The 21,279-nt window shown below is 38.9% G+C and carries 16 protein-coding genes; 11 read left to right on the plus strand and 5 right to left on the minus strand.

Going from position 1 to position 21,279, the window contains the following annotated elements; translation table 11 throughout:
• Window positions 1-38: 38 nt before the first annotated feature.
• A complete protein-coding gene (locus tag CKV71_RS02125) occupies window positions 39-1,517 on the minus strand; it encodes a DUF6056 family protein (protein WP_095103328.1) in 1,479 nt (492 codons plus the stop codon).
• 353 nt (window positions 1,518-1,870) lie between these two features.
• Here CKV71_RS02125 and CKV71_RS02130 point away from each other — a divergent pair, with 353 nt between their 5' ends.
• Window positions 1,871-3,016, plus strand: coding sequence for a glycosyltransferase (locus CKV71_RS02130; RefSeq protein WP_095103330.1), 1,146 nt, complete (start codon window positions 1,871-1,873; stop codon window positions 3,014-3,016).
• 144 nt (window positions 3,017-3,160) lie between these two features.
• On the opposite strand, the gene CKV71_RS02135 is transcribed toward CKV71_RS02130, so the two are convergent.
• Window positions 3,161-4,525 carry an FAD-dependent oxidoreductase gene (locus tag CKV71_RS02135; protein ID WP_095103332.1) on the minus strand — a complete coding sequence of 455 codons (1,365 nt, stop codon included), beginning with the start codon at window positions 4,523-4,525 and terminating at the stop codon, window positions 3,161-3,163.
• 290 nt (window positions 4,526-4,815) lie between these two features.
• Between CKV71_RS02135 and CKV71_RS02140 the strand changes: the two genes are divergently transcribed.
• The 6 genes from CKV71_RS02140 (at window position 4,816) to CKV71_RS02165 (ending at window position 11,918) form a co-directional block, all read left to right on the plus strand.
• On the plus strand, window positions 4,816-5,367 hold the full coding sequence (locus CKV71_RS02140; RefSeq protein WP_095103334.1) for an NAD-dependent epimerase/dehydratase family protein: 552 nt from the start codon (window positions 4,816-4,818) through the stop codon (window positions 5,365-5,367).
• A gap of 699 nt (window positions 5,368-6,066) precedes the next feature.
• A complete protein-coding gene (locus CKV71_RS02145; RefSeq protein WP_095103336.1) occupies window positions 6,067-6,801 on the plus strand; it encodes an ABC transporter ATP-binding protein in 735 nt (244 codons plus the stop codon).
• On the plus strand, window positions 6,791-7,909 hold the full coding sequence (locus tag CKV71_RS02150; RefSeq protein WP_095103338.1) for an ABC transporter permease: 1,119 nt from the start codon (window positions 6,791-6,793) through the stop codon (window positions 7,907-7,909). Before CKV71_RS02145 ends, CKV71_RS02150 begins: the two co-directional genes overlap by 11 nt.
• A gap of 267 nt (window positions 7,910-8,176) precedes the next feature.
• Window positions 8,177-9,784 carry a xylulokinase gene (locus CKV71_RS02155; protein WP_095103340.1) on the plus strand — a complete coding sequence of 536 codons (1,608 nt, stop codon included), beginning with the start codon at window positions 8,177-8,179 and terminating at the stop codon, window positions 9,782-9,784.
• Window positions 9,785-9,865: 81 nt separating this feature from the next.
• Window positions 9,866-11,119, plus strand: a complete 1,254-nt coding sequence (locus CKV71_RS02160) for an MFS transporter (RefSeq protein ID WP_371685024.1) — start codon at window positions 9,866-9,868, stop codon at window positions 11,117-11,119.
• Between the two features lie 19 nt (window positions 11,120-11,138).
• Entirely contained in the window at window positions 11,139-11,918 is a 780-nt protein-coding gene (locus tag CKV71_RS02165) for a glucose 1-dehydrogenase (protein ID WP_095103344.1), read from the plus strand.
• Between the two features lie 101 nt (window positions 11,919-12,019).
• Here the strand turns inward: CKV71_RS02165 and CKV71_RS02170 are convergent, their stop codons facing one another.
• The 3 genes from CKV71_RS02170 to CKV71_RS02180 form a co-directional block, all read right to left on the minus strand.
• Window positions 12,020-13,885, minus strand: a complete 1,866-nt coding sequence (locus CKV71_RS02170) for a YSIRK-type signal peptide-containing protein (protein ID WP_095103346.1) — start codon at window positions 13,883-13,885, stop codon at window positions 12,020-12,022.
• A gap of 320 nt (window positions 13,886-14,205) precedes the next feature.
• Window positions 14,206-14,877 carry a haloacid dehalogenase type II gene (locus CKV71_RS02175; protein WP_095103348.1) on the minus strand — a complete coding sequence of 224 codons (672 nt, stop codon included), beginning with the start codon at window positions 14,875-14,877 and terminating at the stop codon, window positions 14,206-14,208.
• A 99-nt stretch (window positions 14,878-14,976) separates the two neighbouring features.
• On the minus strand, window positions 14,977-15,858 hold the full coding sequence (locus CKV71_RS02180; protein ID WP_095103350.1) for a helix-turn-helix transcriptional regulator: 882 nt from the start codon (window positions 15,856-15,858) through the stop codon (window positions 14,977-14,979).
• A 247-nt stretch (window positions 15,859-16,105) separates the two neighbouring features.
• Between CKV71_RS02180 and CKV71_RS02185 the strand changes: the two genes are divergently transcribed.
• From CKV71_RS02185 to arcA, 4 genes are all read left to right on the plus strand, one after another.
• A complete protein-coding gene (locus CKV71_RS02185; protein WP_095103352.1) occupies window positions 16,106-17,509 on the plus strand; it encodes an AMP-binding protein in 1,404 nt (467 codons plus the stop codon).
• Window positions 17,510-17,533: 24 nt separating this feature from the next.
• Window positions 17,534-18,682, plus strand: coding sequence for a thiolase family protein (locus tag CKV71_RS02190; protein ID WP_095103354.1), 1,149 nt, complete (start codon window positions 17,534-17,536; stop codon window positions 18,680-18,682).
• A 204-nt stretch (window positions 18,683-18,886) separates the two neighbouring features.
• Window positions 18,887-19,399: a hotdog family protein gene (locus CKV71_RS02195; protein ID WP_126557816.1), complete on the plus strand. Its 513-nt coding sequence runs from the start codon at window positions 18,887-18,889 to the stop codon at window positions 19,397-19,399.
• Window positions 19,400-19,826: 427 nt separating this feature from the next.
• Window positions 19,827-21,062 carry an arginine deiminase gene (gene arcA / locus CKV71_RS02200; RefSeq protein ID WP_095103361.1) on the plus strand — a complete coding sequence of 412 codons (1,236 nt, stop codon included), beginning with the start codon at window positions 19,827-19,829 and terminating at the stop codon, window positions 21,060-21,062.
• Window positions 21,063-21,279 lie beyond the last annotated feature (217 nt).

Here is a 21,279-nt window from a genome sequence, read left to right on the forward strand (position 1 = left end):
CTCTCAGATGTGGTCTGAGTAGGCGGGATTTTTTGTTATTATGGTTTAATTTTCACTTCTACATTCCTTGGTACTTTATGAACTTCTTTGTACGCAGAAACCATCCACGAGTTATTAGGGAAGTTGACAATTTTATGGAATTCTTCAAAGGGTACTCTTTGTATTGTAATTTCTTTAGGGAAGTGGTGCATATGCAATAACTTTTCTGAACGACTGTAATCGATATACTTATTTACTGATATCGGCGCAAGATAACTTAAAGTTAATGCAAGCATCACTATGATAGCTAAGTTTTTACTCCACTTCGACGGCCATTTAAGATGAAGGTTCTGCAGTATATATTTCGTCATTTCTAAGAGTATTAAAATGATGAAAATTTGACTCGCAAAATCACAACGGGCACTGTATGGCGTAATCACAAAAAACGGTAAGGTTAAGAAAATAGCACTAGTATAATAAAAGAATATACGTTGACTAAGATGTGACCACTGTAAATTTTTCCAAATAAAAATAGGGAAAATTACGATAAGACACAAAAATAAAATACCTGCAATGACGATAGTTGTTTCATTAACAATCATACGAGTTAAATTTGTACGGTTGATCATTGTGAACAAAAGTCCAATAAATAAAATGCTTATAAAAACAATATTGACAGGTAATGTCTGGCCACGATGCATATATGTAACAATACATACAATCATTAATAAAAGTGCAAGTAATAGTGTATTTGTAGTGAAAAAATACGGCGTAATATTATAAAGATATAGGTGCGTTATATTCCCCAACATACTAGTATGTTGTTCTACGCTCCGATAGTGATCTTTCCCGGCAGTCACTTGGCGGTAAGCTGAATTCGTAAACATCATGACAGCTCCCACACAGTGTGCAATTAGGAAAACGAAATATACCATTTTTAATTTTTTGAACTTGTAAAAGTAGAATATGACCGCACCAAACGCAATGACGATTAAATACAAAGTAACATGTTCTACAAGTAATGAAGCGATAACTCCTACTAGAAAATACCATATTAATTGAATAACATTTGCGCTATTTCTGTCATACTGCTCAAAGTAAATTTTAAGAATGTATAGCATAAGGACAGCTGAAGTAACATAATTCACATACCCTGCCACCCAACCAAATGTTTCTGCAAACAACGGTATAGGCAACATCATTACCACTAATAAAATCAATATATAAGAAATGCTTCTTGAATTTCTAAAAGTTAATTGACGTAACATAACAATTAATAAACTTGAAAAGAAAGTCATCGTTACAACCTGTACAATAGGCGTCCTAACAGCAGCGATTTCTAATAAGTTGCTTAAGTAGCGACCATTATAATCATGAAACCATTGGTGCATCCGTTCGATTCCTACATCTGATTTCCACGCATAATCATCTAGTGAGAGCGGAATCAGTGCACTTAATATAGCAAAAAATAAAATAACAATATAAAGTCCGACTTTCTGTACTGAGAAATTCGGAAATAGTGATTTAAATATTTTCATTTAGTTTCCTCGAATCAATATTTTTAAGAGTAGTATAATACAAATTTTAATAATTAGATAAAAATCGCACGAAAACATACAAAAAATTAACATTGAATTTATACTTTTCAGTGATAATAACAATATAAGAAATATACCGTTTACTACCACATTTCATAAGTGTTTAGTTTTTGTAAAGCAACCTGTGATTATTAGAAATACAGAAATATTTCTTTTATAATGATGACCAAATACTTTCAGTGGAAGTTAAAATAAGTGAAAATAATTTGCTAATGTAAAATCGGGTATACAGGAATTAAGAACTTGTATATTTCATTAAAATTCTTAACTTTTAAAAAGGATGGAGTAATAGAATGAGTAAAGTTAGAATGTTAATCCCATGTTTCAATGAAGAGGATGTTATTAATTACACATATAAAGAGTTGACCAAAGTTTTAGCTGCAGATTCTGAACTCCATCATTACGATTATGACTTGCTCTTCGTAGATGACGGAAGCAAGGATCGCACAATCGATATGATAAAAGAATATAGCCAACAAGATGAAAAAGTAAAATATATCTCATTCAGTCGTAACTTCGGAAAAGAAGCGGCCATGTTTGCCGGATTAGAAAACAGCCAAGATGTTGATGCTGTGATTATTTTAGATGGTGATTTACAACATCCGCCTGAACTGATTCCACAAATGATTGAGAAATATTTAGCAGATGGTACAGATCAAGTCATTGCAAAGCGTAATCGCGATGGAGAAAAAGCCTCACGTAAATTTATGACCAAATGCTATTATAAATTAATCAACCGCTTTGTCGATGTCCCTATTGAAGACGGTGTTGGTGATTTCAGATTACTAAGCCAACGTGCTGTGCGTTCTTTAGTAGAATTGGATGAAGTACAACGTTTTTCTAAAGGTCTCTTTTCATGGGTCGGTTATCCGACTGAAACGCTTGAATATAACAACCAAGAACGCGCGGCTGGAGATTCGAAATGGTCTTTCTTTAAATTATTAGATTATGGCGTGGATGGTGTGATTTCATTTAACAATAAACCGCTACGCACTATCTTGTATTTTGGTATTGCCATTTTCGGAATCAGTATTATTTATCTGTTGGTAAACTTTGTGATGATATTGATGAATGGTATAGATTCACCGGGTTATTTCTCGACGATATTTGCTGTGCTGTTCCTAGGCAGTATTCAATTGATTTCCATTGGTGTCATCGGTGAATATATCGGCCGTATCTATTATGAAGTGAAGAACCGTCCTAAGTATTTGCAAAAAGATACTAATTTGAACGATAAGACGTCAAGCAGAGATAAGGTTGCGAGTATTCAATCATCAAATCGTGAATATCGAGATAATAGTAAGGTTGAGCCTTTGCATCATGCAATGCGTAAACCTGAAGAACGTGTGCCATACCAAGCTAATCGTGAAGATCGTGAAGAATTGGAAAAAGAAGAGAAGGTTAATCAAGCGCGTCGTATTAAAGAAATGAATCTCTAAATAAAGGAAGAAGCGATAAGTTTGCATCCGCACTTATCGCTTCTTTTATATGCTTTTAAAGGATTGGAGCCCTTTTAAGTTGCTTTCAGCTCATAAAAAAGGTGCGCCTCGATGAGAGACGCACCGTTATTTTTCCGTAAGGGTTTAGAAGAGTTGTTTATCTTTAGGGAATACATCGTCGCCTAGTGCGCGTTGTGCTAGGACGTTCAAGTAGTTCCATGGACGGTCGAAGTCTGGTTGGAAGAAGAAGTCGACTAATGCTAGTTCTTCTAGTGTCCAACCTGCGTTGACTGCTACTGATAGTGTATTGATGGATTCTACTAAGTCTTCTGTGCTCATGATTTGTCCGCCAAGAATGCGATGTGTATCTTCGTCAAACATGATTTTAAGGTGTACTGTTGTATCGTCTTGACGGAATTTAGGGCGTACAGGTACTTCGATATATTTTGCACCTAGTTTACCATCGTAGCTGTCTTTTTCTGTTTCGTGCACGCCTGTTTGACCAAATTTGTAATCGAATAAGGCAAGGCCAGATGTGCCTGAAACGCGTGGCATTTTCATGTCTTTGCCTGCCATGTTGCGTGCTGCTACGTAACCTTGACGACGAGAGTTAGTTGCAAGTGCGATATAGCGGTCTTCGTTGATAGGTGCGAATGGAATAAGTGTAGCGTCACCACTTGCATAGACGTCTTTTTCTGATGTTTCTAAGCGGTCATTGATTTTGATAATACCTTTTTTGCCGAGTTCGACTTTGCCGTCTAACCATTCTGTTGCAGGTTTGACGCCTACAGCAAATAATACTGTGTCTGCTTCGTATTCGCCGTCATCTGTGACTACAGCTGTAACATTATTGTTGTCGTCTGCTTTCAAGGCTTTGACATTTGCATTGCCTTTGAATTTTAAGCCATGTTCGGCAACGTTTTTCTCTAGAATATCTGTGAATTCTTTATCTAAATAAGTTTTGATGATACGGTCACCGTCATCCATAATTGTTGTATCGATGCCTGCTTTAGTAAAGGCTTCAGCTGCTTCGATACCGATATAACCGCCGCCGACTACAATGGCTTTCTTCGCATTTTGCATACGTTCTTTGATTTTGCCGGCCCATTCTTCACCACGCATAAATAAGACGTTATTGTAATCGTTGATACCGTCGATTGGCGGTTCGTTTGGTACAGCACCTGGGCTTAAGAATAATTTATCATAAGAGACATCTGAAGTGTTACCGTCTTTTTTAATTGTCACGGTTTTATTTTGAGTATCTAAATCCGTTACCGTTGTTTGCAGATGCAAGTTCACGCCTTGTTCTTTTAATGATTCTGCATCTGCATAATGCAAGGATTGTAATGATGGTGCGACATCTTCTAAATAACTTTGAATACCGCAAGATAAGAATGAAGGTGCATCCGCACTTTCAAATACTTCAATTTCGGCCTCTGGATCTGATATTAATAAAGTTTCGATTGCAGCATAACCTGCATGTGATGTTCCGACTACTACGTATTTCATAATAGTGAAGTCCTCCTTTGGTTGAGCATTCCCGCTCTTCTTTGTCTATTTTAAAAGTCGTTTTAATCTATTTTTATATTTTCTTCACATCTATATATTTACCACTTAAGAAGTGTTTTATTCAGTTTAGTGGGGAATAATGGCAGTGTTAATAGAATTGTCAAAAATGAAGTTACAAATGAAGTTTATTGAGATCAGGAGTTGTTTGTAATAATTGAAATTACAAATAAGACAAAGTACGCTTTATTTATAATATTAAATATATAATTAACTGTTTGGAGGAATTTGATATGAGTAACAATGTCATTATTGTAGGCGGAAATGGTTTTGTAGGTCGTGAGTTGACAATGCAATGGGCGAATAGATTCCCAGAAGCTGAGATTTATATTACGAGTCGCGGCGATAGAAAAGAAATTCAAGGTGCGCATGTTCACCATGTACAAGTCGATGTTAATGATGCGCAAAGTTTTGAGAATGCTCTGTATGGTGATGAAGCAGACTATATTGTTACGCTTACTTACGGCAGTCAAGACGCTGTAACTACCGTGCGTGATTTTGCGGAAAAACATAATTTGAAAGCAATTGGTAATGTCGGTATCGTCAACTTCGGTATTCCTGAAATGGCAGATTTTGTGACGATGAAAAAAGAAGAATTGAAAACATTGCAAGAAGGTTCAGTACGTGTGGCTAATTATGATGCTACTGTTATTTGGAACAAATATCGTAATGATGAAATCGGTAAAGGTATCAAAAATGGTGACTATGATGAAATGCCGCCTGTGAGCGTAGAAGTTGTAGCAGAGCAATTGATTGATCGCATTACACAAGCTTGGAAAGCATAGGCAAGACGGTTGCTACTAAGAGTGAGAAGAGAGGGCTATAATCGTGTGAGTACGATTACTCAATTTCCTTTGCTGTGCATGTATTAATTATGATTGCATATTTTCCAGCTATCGTAGAATGGTATCAAAGCCATGGCTTTGATAGCGGATTTGAAGATTTGGATTCACTTGAAAAACTGGAAAAATAAATATGGTGTAGTGTGGAAGTGCGGAGATAGAGAAGCTATCTTCGCACTTTTTGTGTGCATTTGTGAGATTTTTTAGTAGCGAGATAGCATAATCTAGACACAAATATTTGGGAAGTGTCTAGAAAAGGGGTGAATCTAGACACAAATTTTTGAGAAGTGTCTAGAAAAGGGGTGAATCTAGACACAAGTATTTGGGAAGTGTCTAGAAAAGCATGTAATCTAGACACAAGTTTCGGAGAAGTGTCTAGAAAAGCATGTAATCTAGACACAAGTTTTTGAGAAGTGTCTAGAAAAGGAGTGAATCTAGACACAAGATTTTGAGAAGTGTCTAAATCCCTTGCTAACAACCGGCCCGTTCGTCATCGCATATTAGCGACCGCCTGAGCCCCCCTCTTAAAGTCCAGGTCAGCTCACACCGTTTCCCCGCTCTCCAGGGTTTCTTTTCCCAAATTGCAATGTGCCGGGTTTAGACGCATAATAGGGTTAACGATGGAATGAAACGGGGGATTCGATGGCTGAGTTAGTGGCGGAGTTGAAGCATGCGCGCAAGGTGTTTGGCAAGCAGGTAGTGCTGGAGGATATTACGCTAGAGTTGGAGAAGGGGCAGATTCTGGGGCTGATTGGTCCGAGTGGATCTGGGAAGACGACGGCGATTAAGTGTTTGCTGGGTATGGAGAAATTGGATGCTGGTGAGGCGCTGGTTTACGACAAGCGTATGCCGAATCGTAAGGTGCTGAATCATATCGGTTATATGGGGCAGGAACTGGCGCTGTATGAAAACTTAAGTGCGAAAGAGAATTTGAAGTTTTTTGGCAATTTGAAAGGATTGGCAGGAGATAAGCTGAATTCGGAAATTGACGATTATATGAAATTGGTAGATTTAGAAGGAAAGTTGAAGGATATTGTCAATACCTTTTCAGGCGGCATGAAGCGACGACTTTCTTTGGCTATCACGTTGTTGGCGCACCCGGATTTGCTGATATTGGATGAACCGACTGTAGGGATTGATCCGAGTTTGCGACAATCGATTTGGCGTGAGTTACGACAATTGTCCGAAGCGGGGCAGACCATTTTGATGACGACACATGTGATGGATGAAGCCGAACGCTGTGATAAAGTCGGATTGTTGGTGGATGGCCATATCTTTGCGCTAGGTACACCGGCAGAGTTGAAGCAGCGTTTCAATGCAGATAGTATTGAAGCGGTATTCTTGAAAGCAGAGGAGGCGAAGGATAATGAGATTTAAAGCGATATTAGTGCGCGTCATTACCGATTTATTCCGCGACAAACGCACACTCGCCTTGATGTTTATCGTCCCTTTGCTGATTCTGACCATCATGTACTTCCTGTTCAACAGCGATACCGATGAACACCTGAAAGTCGGATTTGCAGACAACGTGCCGGATCGTATTGTCAAAGCTTTGCCGGATGATAAGGCAGACACTTCTAAGTATCACGATGTCGGCTCAATTCAATCTCTTATTGAAAAGAAAGACTTGGATGCGTTTGTGGCGAAAAAAGGAAACCAGCTGGAAGTCACATATACGAATGAAGATCCGAGCAAAACCAATGCGGTAAAGCAAATGTTGAATGGTGCATTGCAGAAAACTAAAATGCAAAGTGTTATGACACAAGTAGATAAAATGAAGACGCAAATGGAGAGAATGCCTGGTGCAACAGGAAAAAATGACACGCAGTTCTCTGATAAAGGTATGTCGTTGAAGTCGCATTATTTATATGGAAACGCTGATAGTACATACTTTGATAAAATGTTCCCAATTCTGATGGGGTTCTTTGTCTTCTTATTTGTATTCTTGATTTCAGGGATTGCCTTACTTAGAGAGCGTACGACAGGTACCTTAGAACGTATACTGGCTACGTCTGTAAAACGAAGCGAAATTGTATTCGGCTATTTAGTGGGCTATGGTATTTTCGCGATTATCCAAACATTGATTATCGTTTTGTTCTCAGTGTATTTATTGAAGGTAGAGATGGCCGGCAACCTTGGCTGGGTATTGTTGATTAATATTTTGGTTGCCTTTGCAGCCCTGGCAATGGGCTTGTTTGTTTCCACATTCGCCAATTCAGAATTCCAAATGCTGCAATTTATACCAATCGTAGTAGTCCCGCAAGTCTTATTCTCCGGTATTATTCCATTAGATAATGTCAATCGTTGGATTGCGAGTATCGGCTACTTGTTCCCGTTGCGTTATGCGGGCAATGCGCTCACTGAAATTATGGTGAAAGCAGAAGGTATAAGTCATTTTTGGTTAGATATATGTATTTTATTGCTGTTCATTATTATTTTCACAGTGTTGAATATTGTAGGATTGAAGCGATATCGAAAAGTTTAATAGATGATGGATTGAAGCGGGTTGCGATAAGTGCAGTCCGCTTTTTGTTTGGTTGAAGTGAGAGGAGGTGAGATTATTCGCAAACGCATATTAATTTTTTTAAAGTAAATCGAATTTAGAAATGTTAATTTACTCATATAATTGTAATTGATTCATTGACAACGCTTACATGATATCTTAAAGTTTATGTAAACGATTGCATAGTTGTATACAAAGATACAAATAATAGGAAAGCAATATAATATAATTTTAATAGAAGGGGAAACTATGTCGAATAATATTGAAGCAACAAGACAGATGATTGAAGATGGCGGTTTGTCTATCGGTATCGAGTTTGGTTCAACACGCATCAAGACGGTAGCGATAGATAAAGATTGCCAAACGATTGCTACTGGCTCATTTGAATGGGAGAACCAATTTTTAAACGGTTATTGGACGTATTCTATCAATGACGTTTGGGTCGGTTTGCAAAAGAGTTACCGGGAAATGGCAGATAAGATAAAAAATGATTTCAATACGACAATTCGCCGAGTGAAGTCATTGGGAATCAGTGGAATGATGCACGGTTATTTAGCATTTGATGAAAAAGATGATTTATTAGTGCCATTTCGAACATGGCGTAATAATAACGCTAATGAAGCGGCTGGTATCTTAAGCCAAGCATTCGGTGTAAATATTCCAGAACGCTGGAGCATCGCACAACTCTTCCAATCCGCTTTAGAAGATGCCCCGCATACTTCTCAAGTTCGCTACATGACTACTTTATCAGGATTTGTTCACTGGTATTTAACAGGTGAACGTGTATTAGGAGTCGGAGATGCCTCTGGAATGTTTCCGATTGATCCAGAAACTGGTAGTTTTCGCGAGGATTTATTGGACCAATTTAATACACTTTTTAAAGAAAAAGGATTTAACCAAGACGTTCACCAATTATTGCCTCGTGTCTTGAGTGCCGGCGAAAATGCGGGTTACTTAACAGTAGAAGGCGCACGATTGATTGATTCAGCAAATGAATTAGAAGCAGGCGCGCCGTTATGTGCACCTGAAGGCGATGCAGCAACAGGTATGGTCGCGACAAATAGCGTGGCACCGCGTACAGGCAATGTTTCAGCCGGAACAAGTATATTTTCAATGATTGTATTAGACCATCCATTGAAACGCGTTTATCCAGAAGTAGATTTAGTCACAACGCCAGCGGGCCATGAAGTGGCGATGATACATGCCAATAATTGCACGTCAGATATTAATGCATGGATAGATTTATTCACAGAAGTATTAGATACAATGGGTGCTACTTACACTAAGGACGAATTATTCACACGCATGTTTGAAACAGCATTAGACGGAGACCCTGATTTAGGACGCTTACTATCATACGGTTACGTCTCAGGAGAATTCATTACCGACGTACCCAAGGGTTTCCCAATGCTAATTAGAGACGTAGACAGCAAATTTAACTTAGCTAATGTGATGAAGACCCACATTTTCAGCGCCTTTAGTACATTGAAAATCGGAATCGATTTATTGAAACGTAACGAAGGAATGGAAATTGAAAACATGGTAGGTCACGGCGGCATCTTTAAAACAGAACGTGTGGCACAAAGCTTCCTGGCTGCTGCTTTAGAGAGCCCGGTCAGTGTCATGAAGACAGCAAGCGAAGGCGGTGCCTGGGGTATTGCAGTGCTGGCGCGCTACTTGATAGATGTCCAACCCGACTTGACTTTAGCAGACTACTTGCAAAAGAAAGCTTTTGGAGAGGGAGATGCTTTAATAATCGCTCCTGAACCAGAAGATGTAGAAAGCTTCCGAGAGTATATCAAGAAATTTGAAGCGGGCTTGTCAGTAGAACGCAGTGCAAATGATTATTTGAATTAACGATCAATAATACAATGGGTCGTGATAGTTTGCAGCGCGGCCCATTAAATATTCAACATAATAGAAACAGGGGAGAATATTGTGGGAACTATAGAGAGAAATCAGTCGAAACAATTCTTAGGCTTGCCGATGACCTTAATCTGGGGTTATGTAGCAGTCGCTGTCTTTATGACTGGAGACGGAATAGAACAAGCCTTTTTATCAAAGTACATACAGCATATCGGTTTTAGTGCAAGTCAAGCCTCAACAGTACTGACTTCTTATGGTCTGGTTGTAGCCATCGCTTCTTGGCTGTCTGGCGTATTAGCTGAAGTATTCAGTCCAAGAAGGTTAATGACTTTTGCATTTATAACATGGATTGTCTTTCATGTTGGATTTTTAACTTTAGGATTAGAAACACATAATTACACGATGATGATTATTATGTATAGCATTCGCGGTATTGCTTATCCGATGTTTATCTACAGCTTTGTAGTATGGATTACTTACTCAGCACCTCCACAAAGATTAGCTTCAGCAATGGGTTGGTTCTGGGCAATGTATTCAGTAGGTATCGGCGTGCTGGGATCCTATTTGCCAAGTTTCACGATTCCTTATATCGGCTTCATGGGAACGCTTTGGGGTTCTATCCTCTTTATCGGAGTCGGCGGTTTATTAGCTTTCTTTTTAGTAAAAGATAAAGAAGGTGAAAAGAAAGAAAGTGATAAGCTGACAACTAAAGAAATGTTTGGTGAAATTTTGCGCGGCGTAACAATTTTACGCAATCCTCAAGTTGCCATAGCTTGTGTGGTACGTATTATTAACCAACTTTCATTATTTGGATTGGTCGCTTTCATGCCGGCTGTGTTTACCGATCGATTTGGCTTTACAACTTCACAATGGCTTCAAATTTGGGGCTTCATGTATATTGTCACGATTTTCACTAACCTCTTCTGGGGAATTGTCGGGGATAAAATCGGCTGGGTGAAACAAATTCGCTGGTTCGGATGTATTGGTATGGCACTCTCAACGTTAGCCTTTTACTATATTCCAGAATGGTTTGGACCGAATTTCTGGATTACTTGTCTGGTGGCCATCGCATTTGGATTTGCGGTAGCAGCATTCGTACCGATGTCTGCCATTTTCCCAACATTAGAACCTGAACATAAAGGTGCAGCCGTCTCAATTCACAACTTATCTGCAGGATTAAGTAACTTCCTTGGACCTGGTATTGCGACAGTAGTATTGATGTTTGGTAATGCACTTACGACAATTTGGGTTTATGCAATTATTTATTTCCTAGGATTTGTCTTGACCTTCTTCATGAAAGTCAAACAACCTTCACTTCAAAAATAAAAAGAAAAGGTGATTTGTAATGAATATTTTAGAACAATTTAGATTAGATGATAAAGTAGCAATCGTAACAGGCGGCGCAATGGGGCTGGGACAAGCAATGGCAACAGCTTTAGCACAAGCTGGAGCAAATATTGTAATTGCTGATATCCGAGAAGACGTTGCTGAAGCTACAGCGACAACCATTCGTGAAACTGAACAAGTAAAAACAACAGCTTTAAAAGTAGACGTTACTAATCCAGATGACGTTCAAAAAATGGTAGATGATGTAGTAGATGAATACGGCAAAATTGATATTTTAATCAATAATGCAGGTATGACGATCAATGAAAAAGCAGAAGATATGACTTATGAGCAATGGAATAAAGTTATCAACTTGAACTTGAATGGTGTATTCTTAGTGGCTCAAGCTGTAGGTCGCCAAATGATTAAACAAGGCTATGGCTCAATTGTCAATACATCTAGTATGTCCGGGCTTATCGCTAACAAACCTCAAGAACAATGTTCTTATAACGCTTCAAAAGCAGGCGTAATTATGTTGACGAAAAGTTTAGCAATGGAATGGTCTAAGTACAATATTAAAGTTAACACTATTGCACCAGGCTATATGAAAACAGAATTGACGAAACCATTCTTCGAACAAGGCGGCGCAATGATTGATGATTGGATGGGCTTCACTCCAATGGGGCGTCCAGGATTACCTGAAGAGTTGGGCGGTATCGTTGTATACTTAGCATCTGATGCATCATCATTTGCACAAGGCAGTGTATTCACAATCGATGGCGGTTATACAGCGCTATAATTATTAATGAAAGAAAAAATTATCCCGGCAAGGGGAGGAAATGAATCCTTCACGTTGCCGGGATTATTATATAGTTGAAACAATTAAGTTAGAATTGAATCTTATTTGTTTTCTTTACGACGAGCTTGAACTAAGAATAATGTACCCGCACTTGCGAACAATGAACCAGCAAGCATTCCGAATAATACTTGATCTTGTTCACCAGTATTTGGTAATTGTTTTTTAGCGTCTTTAGCTTTTTGTTGAGCTTTAGCTTGGTCTTTAGCAACTTTAGCTTTAGCCAAGTTTTGATCTTTAGCTTGACCAGTTGTTACTTTAGGAGCTTGATCTTGTTTAGCACCTTTAGCTTGGTCAGTGCCTTTATTTTGTCCTGTTACAACGCCTTGTTTAGGATCTTTAGTTTTGCCTTGGTTAGGAGCTTCTTGTTTTTTAGGAGCTTGTTTAGCATCTAATGCTTTAGCTTCTTTAACAATAGCTGGTAATTCAGCTGCAGTAGCTGTAGTAATTTTTTTAGTGAATACATTTTTTTGTGTTTTTGTTAAATGTTTTAATTGACCTACAGTACCTGTAGCTTTTTGTCTAGCTTCAGATAAAGCTTTATCTTCTTTCTTAACAGTTTCTTTTTTAGGAGCTTGTTTAGCGTCTAAAGCTTTAGCTTCAGATAATACTTTTGCTACTGCTTTAGCATCTTTTTTAGCTGCATCATTAAGTTTGCTATGGAAATCTTGTTTTTGAGCAGGTTTTAAATTTTTCAAAGCTTCTACTTCATTATGAGCTGCTTTAACTGCTTCTGCTAAATCTTTGTTAAGACCAGTATTAGCATCTTTTTCTTTAACATTTTTAGCTTCTGCATTTTTAGCATCTAAAGCTTTGGCAGCTGCTACAATTTCATTAATTTTTTGGCCTTTATTATTACCGCTGTCTACTAAAATTTGGTAGTTAAAATCGTCTTTTTGTTGATCAGTTAAGTTTTGTAAACCATTTACTGTATTATAAGCAGTTTGAGTTAGAGTATTTAATTCTCTAGCTTCTTTCAATGCTTTTTGTTCTTTGTCATAAGCAAACTGTGCATCTAATTGTTTAGCATCAGCAACAATAGCTGCAATACGTTCACCGTTATTAGTACCGCTATCTACTTCGACTTGATGTAAGAAGCTTAGTTGTTGTTTATCAGTGATGTTTTTCAGAGAATTAATAGTGTTGTAAGCATCTTGAGTTTTTTTGTTTAATTCTTGTGCAGCTTTAGCAGCTTTAGCTTCTTGTTCTTTAGCGACATTTTTAGCTACGCCGACTTGGTAATCTTCAGCTTTGGCGTCTTTAACAATACCAGGAATATTAGCAGCTTTGTTGTTGCCTGCAGCTTCAGTCACTTTAGCAATATAAGCGTCTTTTTTAGCATCAGACAAGTTAGCCAAGTTGTTGATAGTGTTGTAAGCATCTTGAGTTTTTTGATTTAATGCTTTAGCTTCTTGTTCAGCCGCAACTTTTTTAGCTACGCCGACTTGGTAATCTTCAGCTTTAGCATTTTTTACAATACCCTCAACATCAGTCGCTCTTTTATTGCCGACAGCTTCAGTTACTTTAGCGATATAAGCGTCTTTTTTAGCGTCAGACAAGTTTGGCAAGTTGTTGATAGTGCTGTATGCTTTTTGAGCAATTTCAGTTGTGGCTTTAGCTTCTTGTTCAGCCGCAACTTTTTTAGCTAATTCAACTTGTTTTTGAACGTTTTGCGCGTTTTCTTTAGCTTCTTGTTCAGCTCCAGCTTTTTTAGCAAGTTCAACTTGTGCATTGACGGCTTGGGCATCTTTATCATTAGCAGCTTTTTGAGTTTGTTCTGCTTGAGGTTTTGCAGGAGCATCTTCTGCATTCGCCACGTGAGCACCGCTTACGAATACTAAAGTTCCTAATGATACTGAGGCAATGCCTACTGATAATTTTCTAAGTGAAAAGAGTTGTTTTTTCTTCATGATGTGTCATCCTCCTAGAGTGTCTGTTGAATAAATGTGATAGGTGTAAATATACTGATGGTAAGTACATAATTTAAGTTATGCTTCTATTTTACACAAAAGGGATAGACGTATTATTTCATTAGAGAAAAATTATCAGAAAATTTTTATAAATAAAAAGGACTAATATCAACAAGGAGTGTCATAATATGTCATTCTGTGCTTTGAACTTTCTTGTTTGTAAAAATTCTTTCCTTAATTACTACTTTTCAAGACTTCTTTTCAAAGTTGAAAAGATTGATTTAGTATTAAATAGGAAGAAATGCATCATACATGAATTCTTAATTAAGTTTCAACCAGTGTACTAATTCATCTAAGTCTTGTACTGTTATTTTAGGTAATGTTCCATTTTTATCAAATAAGCTTTGGTCGCGATTGACCCATACTGTGTCGAAACCGAAATGAGCAGCGCCTGTGACATCCCAAGTGTTTGATGACACAAAGAGAATTTCTTCGCGTTTGATTTGATAGTATTTCAAGATGAGTGCATAACTTGCCGGGCTGGGCTTATATTGTTTGATACTGTCTGCGCTGATGATTGAGTCCAATTTATTAGAGATGCCAGCATTTTCGATAACTGGATCTAACATATCCATATTGCCATTTGAAAAGACAGATAAGGTTTTCTGCATCTTGTGTAATTCCTTCAGAGCATCTGGCGCTTCTTTATAGGCTTTGAGGTTTAAGTATTCTTCAAAAATCTGATTGGTATCTTGACGGGTGAAAGGAACTTTATGTACTTCAAGAGCGTATTCTAAAGCTTGTTTCGTAATATCATCGAATGTAATGTAGCGTTCCATAACTTGACGCAAGAAAGTATGTTTGAGTTGTGTATGACGCCATAACGTTGAGACTGCTTCACTTTTTTCGCCTGCAAATTCTTCTAATTTTTCTTTAACAGATGCAGTATCGAATAATGTCCCATATGCATCAAAGACTATTACTTTATACATTGTACTCACCTCATATCATTAATTGGCTTTATCGTATCACATAGGGATAATTAATAAAAAAGACAACCCTTACTTTAATAGAAAGAGTTGTCTAAGTGTTTAGTAATCGGAAGGTAAACGATTGATCATATAAGTTTCTTGCAACTTCAATAATTGATGCAACACTTTGTGTCGCACGTCATCAGGTTCGAGAATACGAATTTGTTCACGACATGAGAAGCAAAGGTTGATGGCATCTTCAGGACACATTTTGAAGCGGACGATGCAGTAACCGTTTTTTGGAGGTCTCATCATTTTATTTTCATAAAAATGTTGCATAGATTCATATAATGAAGTATGCATCTCAAAAGTAATTTCTTGATAATATTTCTGAGAGTGACGAGGGGTGAAATATTCAGGGCTGAAGGTAATATCCGTGGTTCTCAGATTAGTAATCATCGCTTGCTGCTGATAATGATAAATTAAATTAAAGGTAAATCCTTGATAACGAATATACAAAGGTGTGATTTCTTTACCCTCGTTTATATATAATTTCTGCTGTTGGTTAATCGCACGGTTGGCGATAGTTAAGTTACGCAATGGTTGAACTCTATTACTGACCTTTAATTTCTCAAGTTGATAAAACAGCTCGGATTCATGGTTGCTGTGGAATGTCTTAATCAATAGTTTTAAGTAATCATAAACTTGTTGATCAATAATAGGAGTAATAGTCTGTAATAATGTAATTAAGAAGTAAATAGAAATAGCATTGTCTTCATTAGTGTTGTCCATGACATACGAGGCGTTACGGTGATTGTATGTAATCTCCTTTCGATAACCGTGCCATTCATCTGTATCGTATAAAAAGTTGCGGATATTATCAATATCGCGCTGAATAGTACGTGGAGATACATGCCATTCTTGAGCGAGCTGCTCTTTATTTACTATTTTCTGCTGAATCAGCCGTGTATAGATACTGAGTATGCGATGAGTTTGTTCCATAAAGTATGCTGCCTCCTGACTCTTAAGTTGTTGAATCTTGCTGTAAATAGGTGATTCATCGTATCGCAGTCTTAGAATATTGAATAATTAGACATAACTATAAGTTTATCACTATTATATAACAAAGTTTTGCAGAAGTGTACAACACAAACAACGCTCGCGATACTTTACGAATTCGAGGAAGAAAATTGCAGTATGCTAAAATGAACTCATACATATAAAAATTTTCAAGCAGGAAGGTGAGGGTATGAAAGATACAAACGAAATAATGGTACAAACAGAAAGTTCTCAACTCACGTACAGTGAATTCAAGGGAAATTTAGAGAGAAATGCTGCCGCGATACTGCAATGGTGGCAACAAGCTGCAGACCATCCTAATGAAAGAATAGGTATCAGTGTGGCAGACCCAGCTGATTTTTTGGTAGTCTATCGCGCAATTCAAATAGCTGGAAAATTGCCGGTAGTTTTAGATTCCAAGTGGACAACCACACAATTCAACGCAATCTTGGAACACTATCACATCTCTCATTTAATTACAGATGTAAAGAAGCCGGCAATCCATATACCACAATTAACTTTAACTGAGCTGTATAGTGAAAATGGCACTGCTGAGCCACTCGCTTGCAATACACCTCCTGAAGATTTGCTGCATATCGGGTTTACTTCCGGAACCACAGGCATGCCGAAAGCGTATTATCGCAACCGGATGTCTTGGGTGGTCAGCTACGAGGCAAACGATGCTATCTTAAATGGTGCACCCTCTAGCATTATTGCGCCCGGTCCGCTAGCACATTCTTTAACCCTTTACGCACTGATGTATGCGCACTATCACCAAGTTCCATGCTATATGCAAACAAATTATCGTCCAGAGCAGTTGTTAACACAGTTGCAATCTCATCCAGATTCAGCCGTCTTCTTAGTTCCATCGATTCTAGAGCATCTCCTGCAATTTGAAGCTGATGCACTTGCGGATATTAAAGTCACTTTCTTAACTTCAGGCGCTAAGCTGGAACCTAGAACCATCGCACGCTTTCAAGAGAAGCTACCTCAATCTGAAGTCATTGAGTTTTTTGGTACGAGTGAAGCCAGTTTCATTTCCTATCATCAAGTCCAGAACTATCAGCCGCATAACGTCGGGCAATTATTTAAAGGGGTTCAAATCAAGTTGCGAGATGATAAAGGAAATAGATTGCCAAATCTTACTGAATCCGGTCAACTCTATATTCAAAGTCCTATGGTATTTTCAGGCTATGTCGACGGCCCTCGCATTTCTGAACAAGACGAGATTGCCACAGGAGACTATGCACGACTGACCCAAGCAGGGGATTTAATTTTAGAAGGTCGCGTCAATAATAAATGTATCGTCGGCGGGATGAATGTCTATCCTGAAGAGGTCGAGCGTGTCATTATGCAGCACTTTCCAGTCAAACATGTTATGGTCGCTGCTGCCCCGCACTATGAATTGGGAGAAGTCCTGATTGCTTATTATGAAAGTGATGCACCACTTCCTATCACTGACGTAAAAAAAGAACTGAGAAAGTACCTGGAACGTTATAAAGTGCCTATGCGATGGATTAAGGTGCCCCAAATGCAATGGACATCCAGCGGTAAAATTGCGCGCAAAGCGATGATAGAAACCTATGGGCACTAATATTTCAGAAGGAGCGTGAAAGTGATGCCAGAAGCAGTGATTATTGAAGCGAAACATACACCGATTGGCCGTTATGGCGGCATGTTCAAACACCTTGAACCCGAGGACTTGCTGAAGCCGTTGATACACGAATTGACAAACTTGCATGCCAACATTGCAAACCATATTGATGATGTGATTATCGGCAACACGGTCGGCAACGGCGGGAATATCGCACGCAAAGCCTTGCTCCACGCTAATTTGCCCCAACATATTCCAGGCATGACTATCGATCGGCAATGCGGTTCGGGACTAGAAGCGGTGAATCTAGCTTGTCGCCTGATTCAAAGCGGAGCAGGAGAAATTTATCTGGCTGGCGGCGTAGAATCAGTCAGCCGAGCACCCTGGAAGATTCAAAAGCCGCAGTCTTTATATGAAAAGAATCCTCCAGAAATTTACGAGCGTGCGCCTTTCACACCAGATAACTATGGTGATCCGAGTATGCTTGAAGCGGCTGAGAATGTTGCGCAGATGTATCATATTTCACGTGAGCATCAAGATGAATGGGCGGCACGCAGCCACGCACGCTATCATGCTCATCAAACAGAAATCGCTCGAGAAATAGTACCTGTGAAAGCACATGGGCAATGGATTGAGGCGGACGAGTCACCTAAACAGAACATGACCGCACAACGTTTAGGGAAATTACGGTCTATTTTTCCGGAAGGGACCGTGACAGTCGGCAATGCTTGCCCGAAAAGCGATGGTGCAGCACTCGTATTAGTGATGGCGAAGGACAAAGCTTGGGCATTAGGATTGTTGCCGAAATTATGTTTCGTGGACAGCGAGGTGTCGGGCGTGAATCCTAAAGTTCTTGGAGTCGGACCTGTGCCAGCAGCTGAGCATGCACTAGAACGTCAAGGCTGGTCGGTTTCTGATATAGATTACACAGCCTTTAACGAGGCATTTAGTTCGCAAGTCTTGGCTTCAATGGATTTGTTGAGTCTGCCGCCAGAGAAGGTCAATCCTTATGGTGGCGCTTTAGCAGAAGGCCATCCCTATGGTGCGAGCGGTGCCAATCTGATTGCACGCTTGGTAACCATCCAAACATATAACCCGGGAAATAAACTGATGGCCGCAATCGGAATCGGCGGTGGTATGGGGATCGCCAGTCTGTACGAGAGGGTGGAGTAAATGGAGACACTAGAATTTCAGTGGACACAAAGCGATGCGCAACAAGATCCCTTTTACCTGACCAAGATTTGGAATCGCTTCGCAAGCTTTCAACCCTATCATCATCAAAATCTGCTCCTGCGGAAAAAGAAAATCCGCAAACGTCGTCCGCTGTCTGCCGGGGTAACCTATCATGCAGAGTTGGACTGCCGGAGCAAACGAGAATTGAAGCACATGACGCATTGTCGTTATCAATTGACAGTTGCCGATACAGAAGGCATTGCTATTGAAATCGTCACTGAATTTGTAGTCGTAACAGACACAGCGAACAAGCGAGATACAGCAGGGGTGCGTGCAGGCGCGGCACAGCGCGAGGCACGCCCAGACGCAGAAATAAGCCATGCTCATGCATTGCAGTTAAATATAGAGTGGCCACGCGTCCTGCAATATTTAGAAGATGTGGAAGATGATAATCCTGTGCATCCGGAAACCAAGATTGTGCCAGGTGACTATATTGCAATGTTGATTCTGCAATATTGGGAGGACGCGCAAACAGATTCTTTTTCAACAGAAGCTAAGGCCATTACGGGCGGTTATAAAGCGATTGACTTGAGGTTTAAACAGCCGATGTATGCAAGTGATACGTTAGTAGGAGAAGCGGAAATTGAAGCGGGTCAGTTAATAGTGACAGTATACAATCAGTTTGGAACGCCTTGCATGGTCTTCCAGTGCCGATAAGTAGTGAGCAGACGAGTGCTCATTTTGCATAAACTTAAGAAGAGTAGAATTGCACATTCATCCAGTGCTTTCTGCTCTTTTTTTATTTTGTAAGCGCGTGTATTCAATGCAATAAGCATTAATAATCATTCGAATATTAGAAGGAAGCTTATTAATCCAGGCGTTTTGTCGATTTACCGCAGCCATAATGAATATATTTTCTAAAAAATGAATAAAATACTTTTTCGAGAAATTTCGGCAATTGGAAAATGTATAAAACTGCGGTATATGCATAAAAATCGCTCAAATTTGTAGTAATTATACAAAATAATGCAATGAATAAATGCAGCAGTGTGAAAATAGCAACAATACTCATGTGATTAGATTCACATAAGAGGATCGTGCAAGGGCTTACAATGTAGACAAATAGAACAAGGAGGTTTCACAAATGAATGAACATCCAATTAAAGTAAACAGTGAGATCGGCAAATTGAAAACGGTATTACTTAAACGCCCTGGTAAAGAATTAGAAAATTTAGTGCCTGAGTATCTTGGTGAATTGTTATTTGATGATATCCCATACTTGAAAGTAGCACAAGAAGAACATGATAAATTCGCGCAAACATTACGCGATGAAGGTATAGAAGTCGTTTATCTTGAAGATTTAGCAGCTGAAGCGATTGAAGATCCTGAAGTACGTAAACAATTTATTGATGATGTCTTAGCAGAATCAGAAGAAACATTATTAGGCCATGAAGATGCAGTGAAAGCCTTATTCGAAGACTTAGACAATAAAGAATTAGTAGAAAAAGTAATGGCAGGTGTGCGTAAAGAAGAAGTTGAAACAGGACATACACACTTAGTTGAATATGTAGATGATTCTTATCCATTCTACATGAACCCAATGCCTAACTTATACTTCACGCGTGACCCGCAAGCATCTATCGGCAACGGCATGACAGTCAACCGTATGTATTGGCCAGCACGCCGCAGAGAATCTATTTTCTTCACATATATCTTGAAACATCATCCACGTTTCAAAGATGCAGATGTACCAGTTTGGTTAGACCGCAACTCACCATACAATATTGAAGGCGGAGATGAACTTGTATTATCTGAAGAAGTAGTAGCGGTAGGTATTTCTGAAAGAACTTCAGCACAAGCCATTGAAAAATTAGCGCGTCAAATCTTTGCGAACCCTGAATCTAAAATTAAAAAAATCGTAGCCATTGAAATTGCGAATACACGTGCATTCATGCATTTAGATACAGTATTCACAATGATCGATTACGACAAATTTACCATCCACTCTGCAATCGAGAAAAAAGGCGACGACATGAATATCTTCACAATCGAACCAAGTGACGATGGCAAAGATATTAAAATTACTAAAACTTCTAACTTAAAAGAGACATTAAAAGATGCCTTAGGTTTAGATGATATTACATTCATTCCAACTGGTGACGGCGACCGTATCGTTGGTCCACGTGAACAATGGAATGACGGTTCAAACACTTTAACAATCCGCCCAGGGGTGGTAGTCACTTACGACCGCAACTATGTATCTAACCAATTATTACGTGATAACGGCATCAAAGTTATTGAAATTACAGGTAGTGAATTGGTTCGCGGAAGAGGGGGCCCTCGTTGCATGAGCCAACCTTTATACCGCGAAGATATCTAATTTCAAAGTGATGACGAGGCTTTAAGTAAAATGGATTGCAGCAATAGAGGTAGTTCGAAGTCTTTGCTTAAAGTCTAGTTATCTATTATCAATACTGCTTTGAAAAAATAAATCTATGACGACAACAGTCGCAGAATAGCCCGTGTATTAAAGAAGACCGCACGAAAAAACTATTAAAGCAGTATGCGTCAAAAACTGAATAAATTGACAACACATA

It is taken from the genome of Staphylococcus piscifermentans (assembly GCF_900186985.1).
GTDB lineage: Bacteria > Bacillota > Bacilli > Staphylococcales > Staphylococcaceae > Staphylococcus > Staphylococcus piscifermentans.

Bases quoted from the DNA above. Each gene is read 5' to 3' on its own strand.
- CKV71_RS02165 (WP_095103344.1), top strand. From the start codon at position 11,139: ATGAATATTTTAGAACAATTTAGATTAGATGATAAAGTAGCAATCGTA.
- CKV71_RS02185 (WP_095103352.1), top strand. From the start codon at position 16,106: ATGAAAGATACAAACGAAATAATGGTACAAACAGAAAGTTCTCAACTC.
- CKV71_RS02190 (WP_095103354.1), top strand. From the start codon at position 17,534: ATGCCAGAAGCAGTGATTATTGAAGCGAAACATACACCGATTGGCCGT.
- CKV71_RS02150 (WP_095103338.1), top strand. From the start codon at position 6,791: ATGAGATTTAAAGCGATATTAGTGCGCGTCATTACCGATTTATTCCGC.
- CKV71_RS02175 (WP_095103348.1), bottom strand. From the start codon at position 14,877: ATGTATAAAGTAATAGTCTTTGATGCATATGGGACATTATTCGATACT.
- CKV71_RS02155 (WP_095103340.1), top strand. From the start codon at position 8,177: ATGTCGAATAATATTGAAGCAACAAGACAGATGATTGAAGATGGCGGT.
- arcA (WP_095103361.1), top strand. From the start codon at position 19,827: ATGAATGAACATCCAATTAAAGTAAACAGTGAGATCGGCAAATTGAAA.
- CKV71_RS02135 (WP_095103332.1), bottom strand. From the start codon at position 4,525: ATGAAATACGTAGTAGTCGGAACATCACATGCAGGTTATGCTGCAATC.
- CKV71_RS02125 (WP_095103328.1), bottom strand. From the start codon at position 1,517: ATGAAAATATTTAAATCACTATTTCCGAATTTCTCAGTACAGAAAGTC.
- CKV71_RS02180 (WP_095103350.1), bottom strand. From the start codon at position 15,858: ATGGAACAAACTCATCGCATACTCAGTATCTATACACGGCTGATTCAG.
- CKV71_RS02140 (WP_095103334.1), top strand. From the start codon at position 4,816: ATGAGTAACAATGTCATTATTGTAGGCGGAAATGGTTTTGTAGGTCGT.
- CKV71_RS02170 (WP_095103346.1), bottom strand. From the start codon at position 13,885: ATGAAGAAAAAACAACTCTTTTCACTTAGAAAATTATCAGTAGGCATT.
- CKV71_RS02145 (WP_095103336.1), top strand. From the start codon at position 6,067: ATGGCTGAGTTAGTGGCGGAGTTGAAGCATGCGCGCAAGGTGTTTGGC.
- CKV71_RS02130 (WP_095103330.1), top strand. From the start codon at position 1,871: ATGAGTAAAGTTAGAATGTTAATCCCATGTTTCAATGAAGAGGATGTT.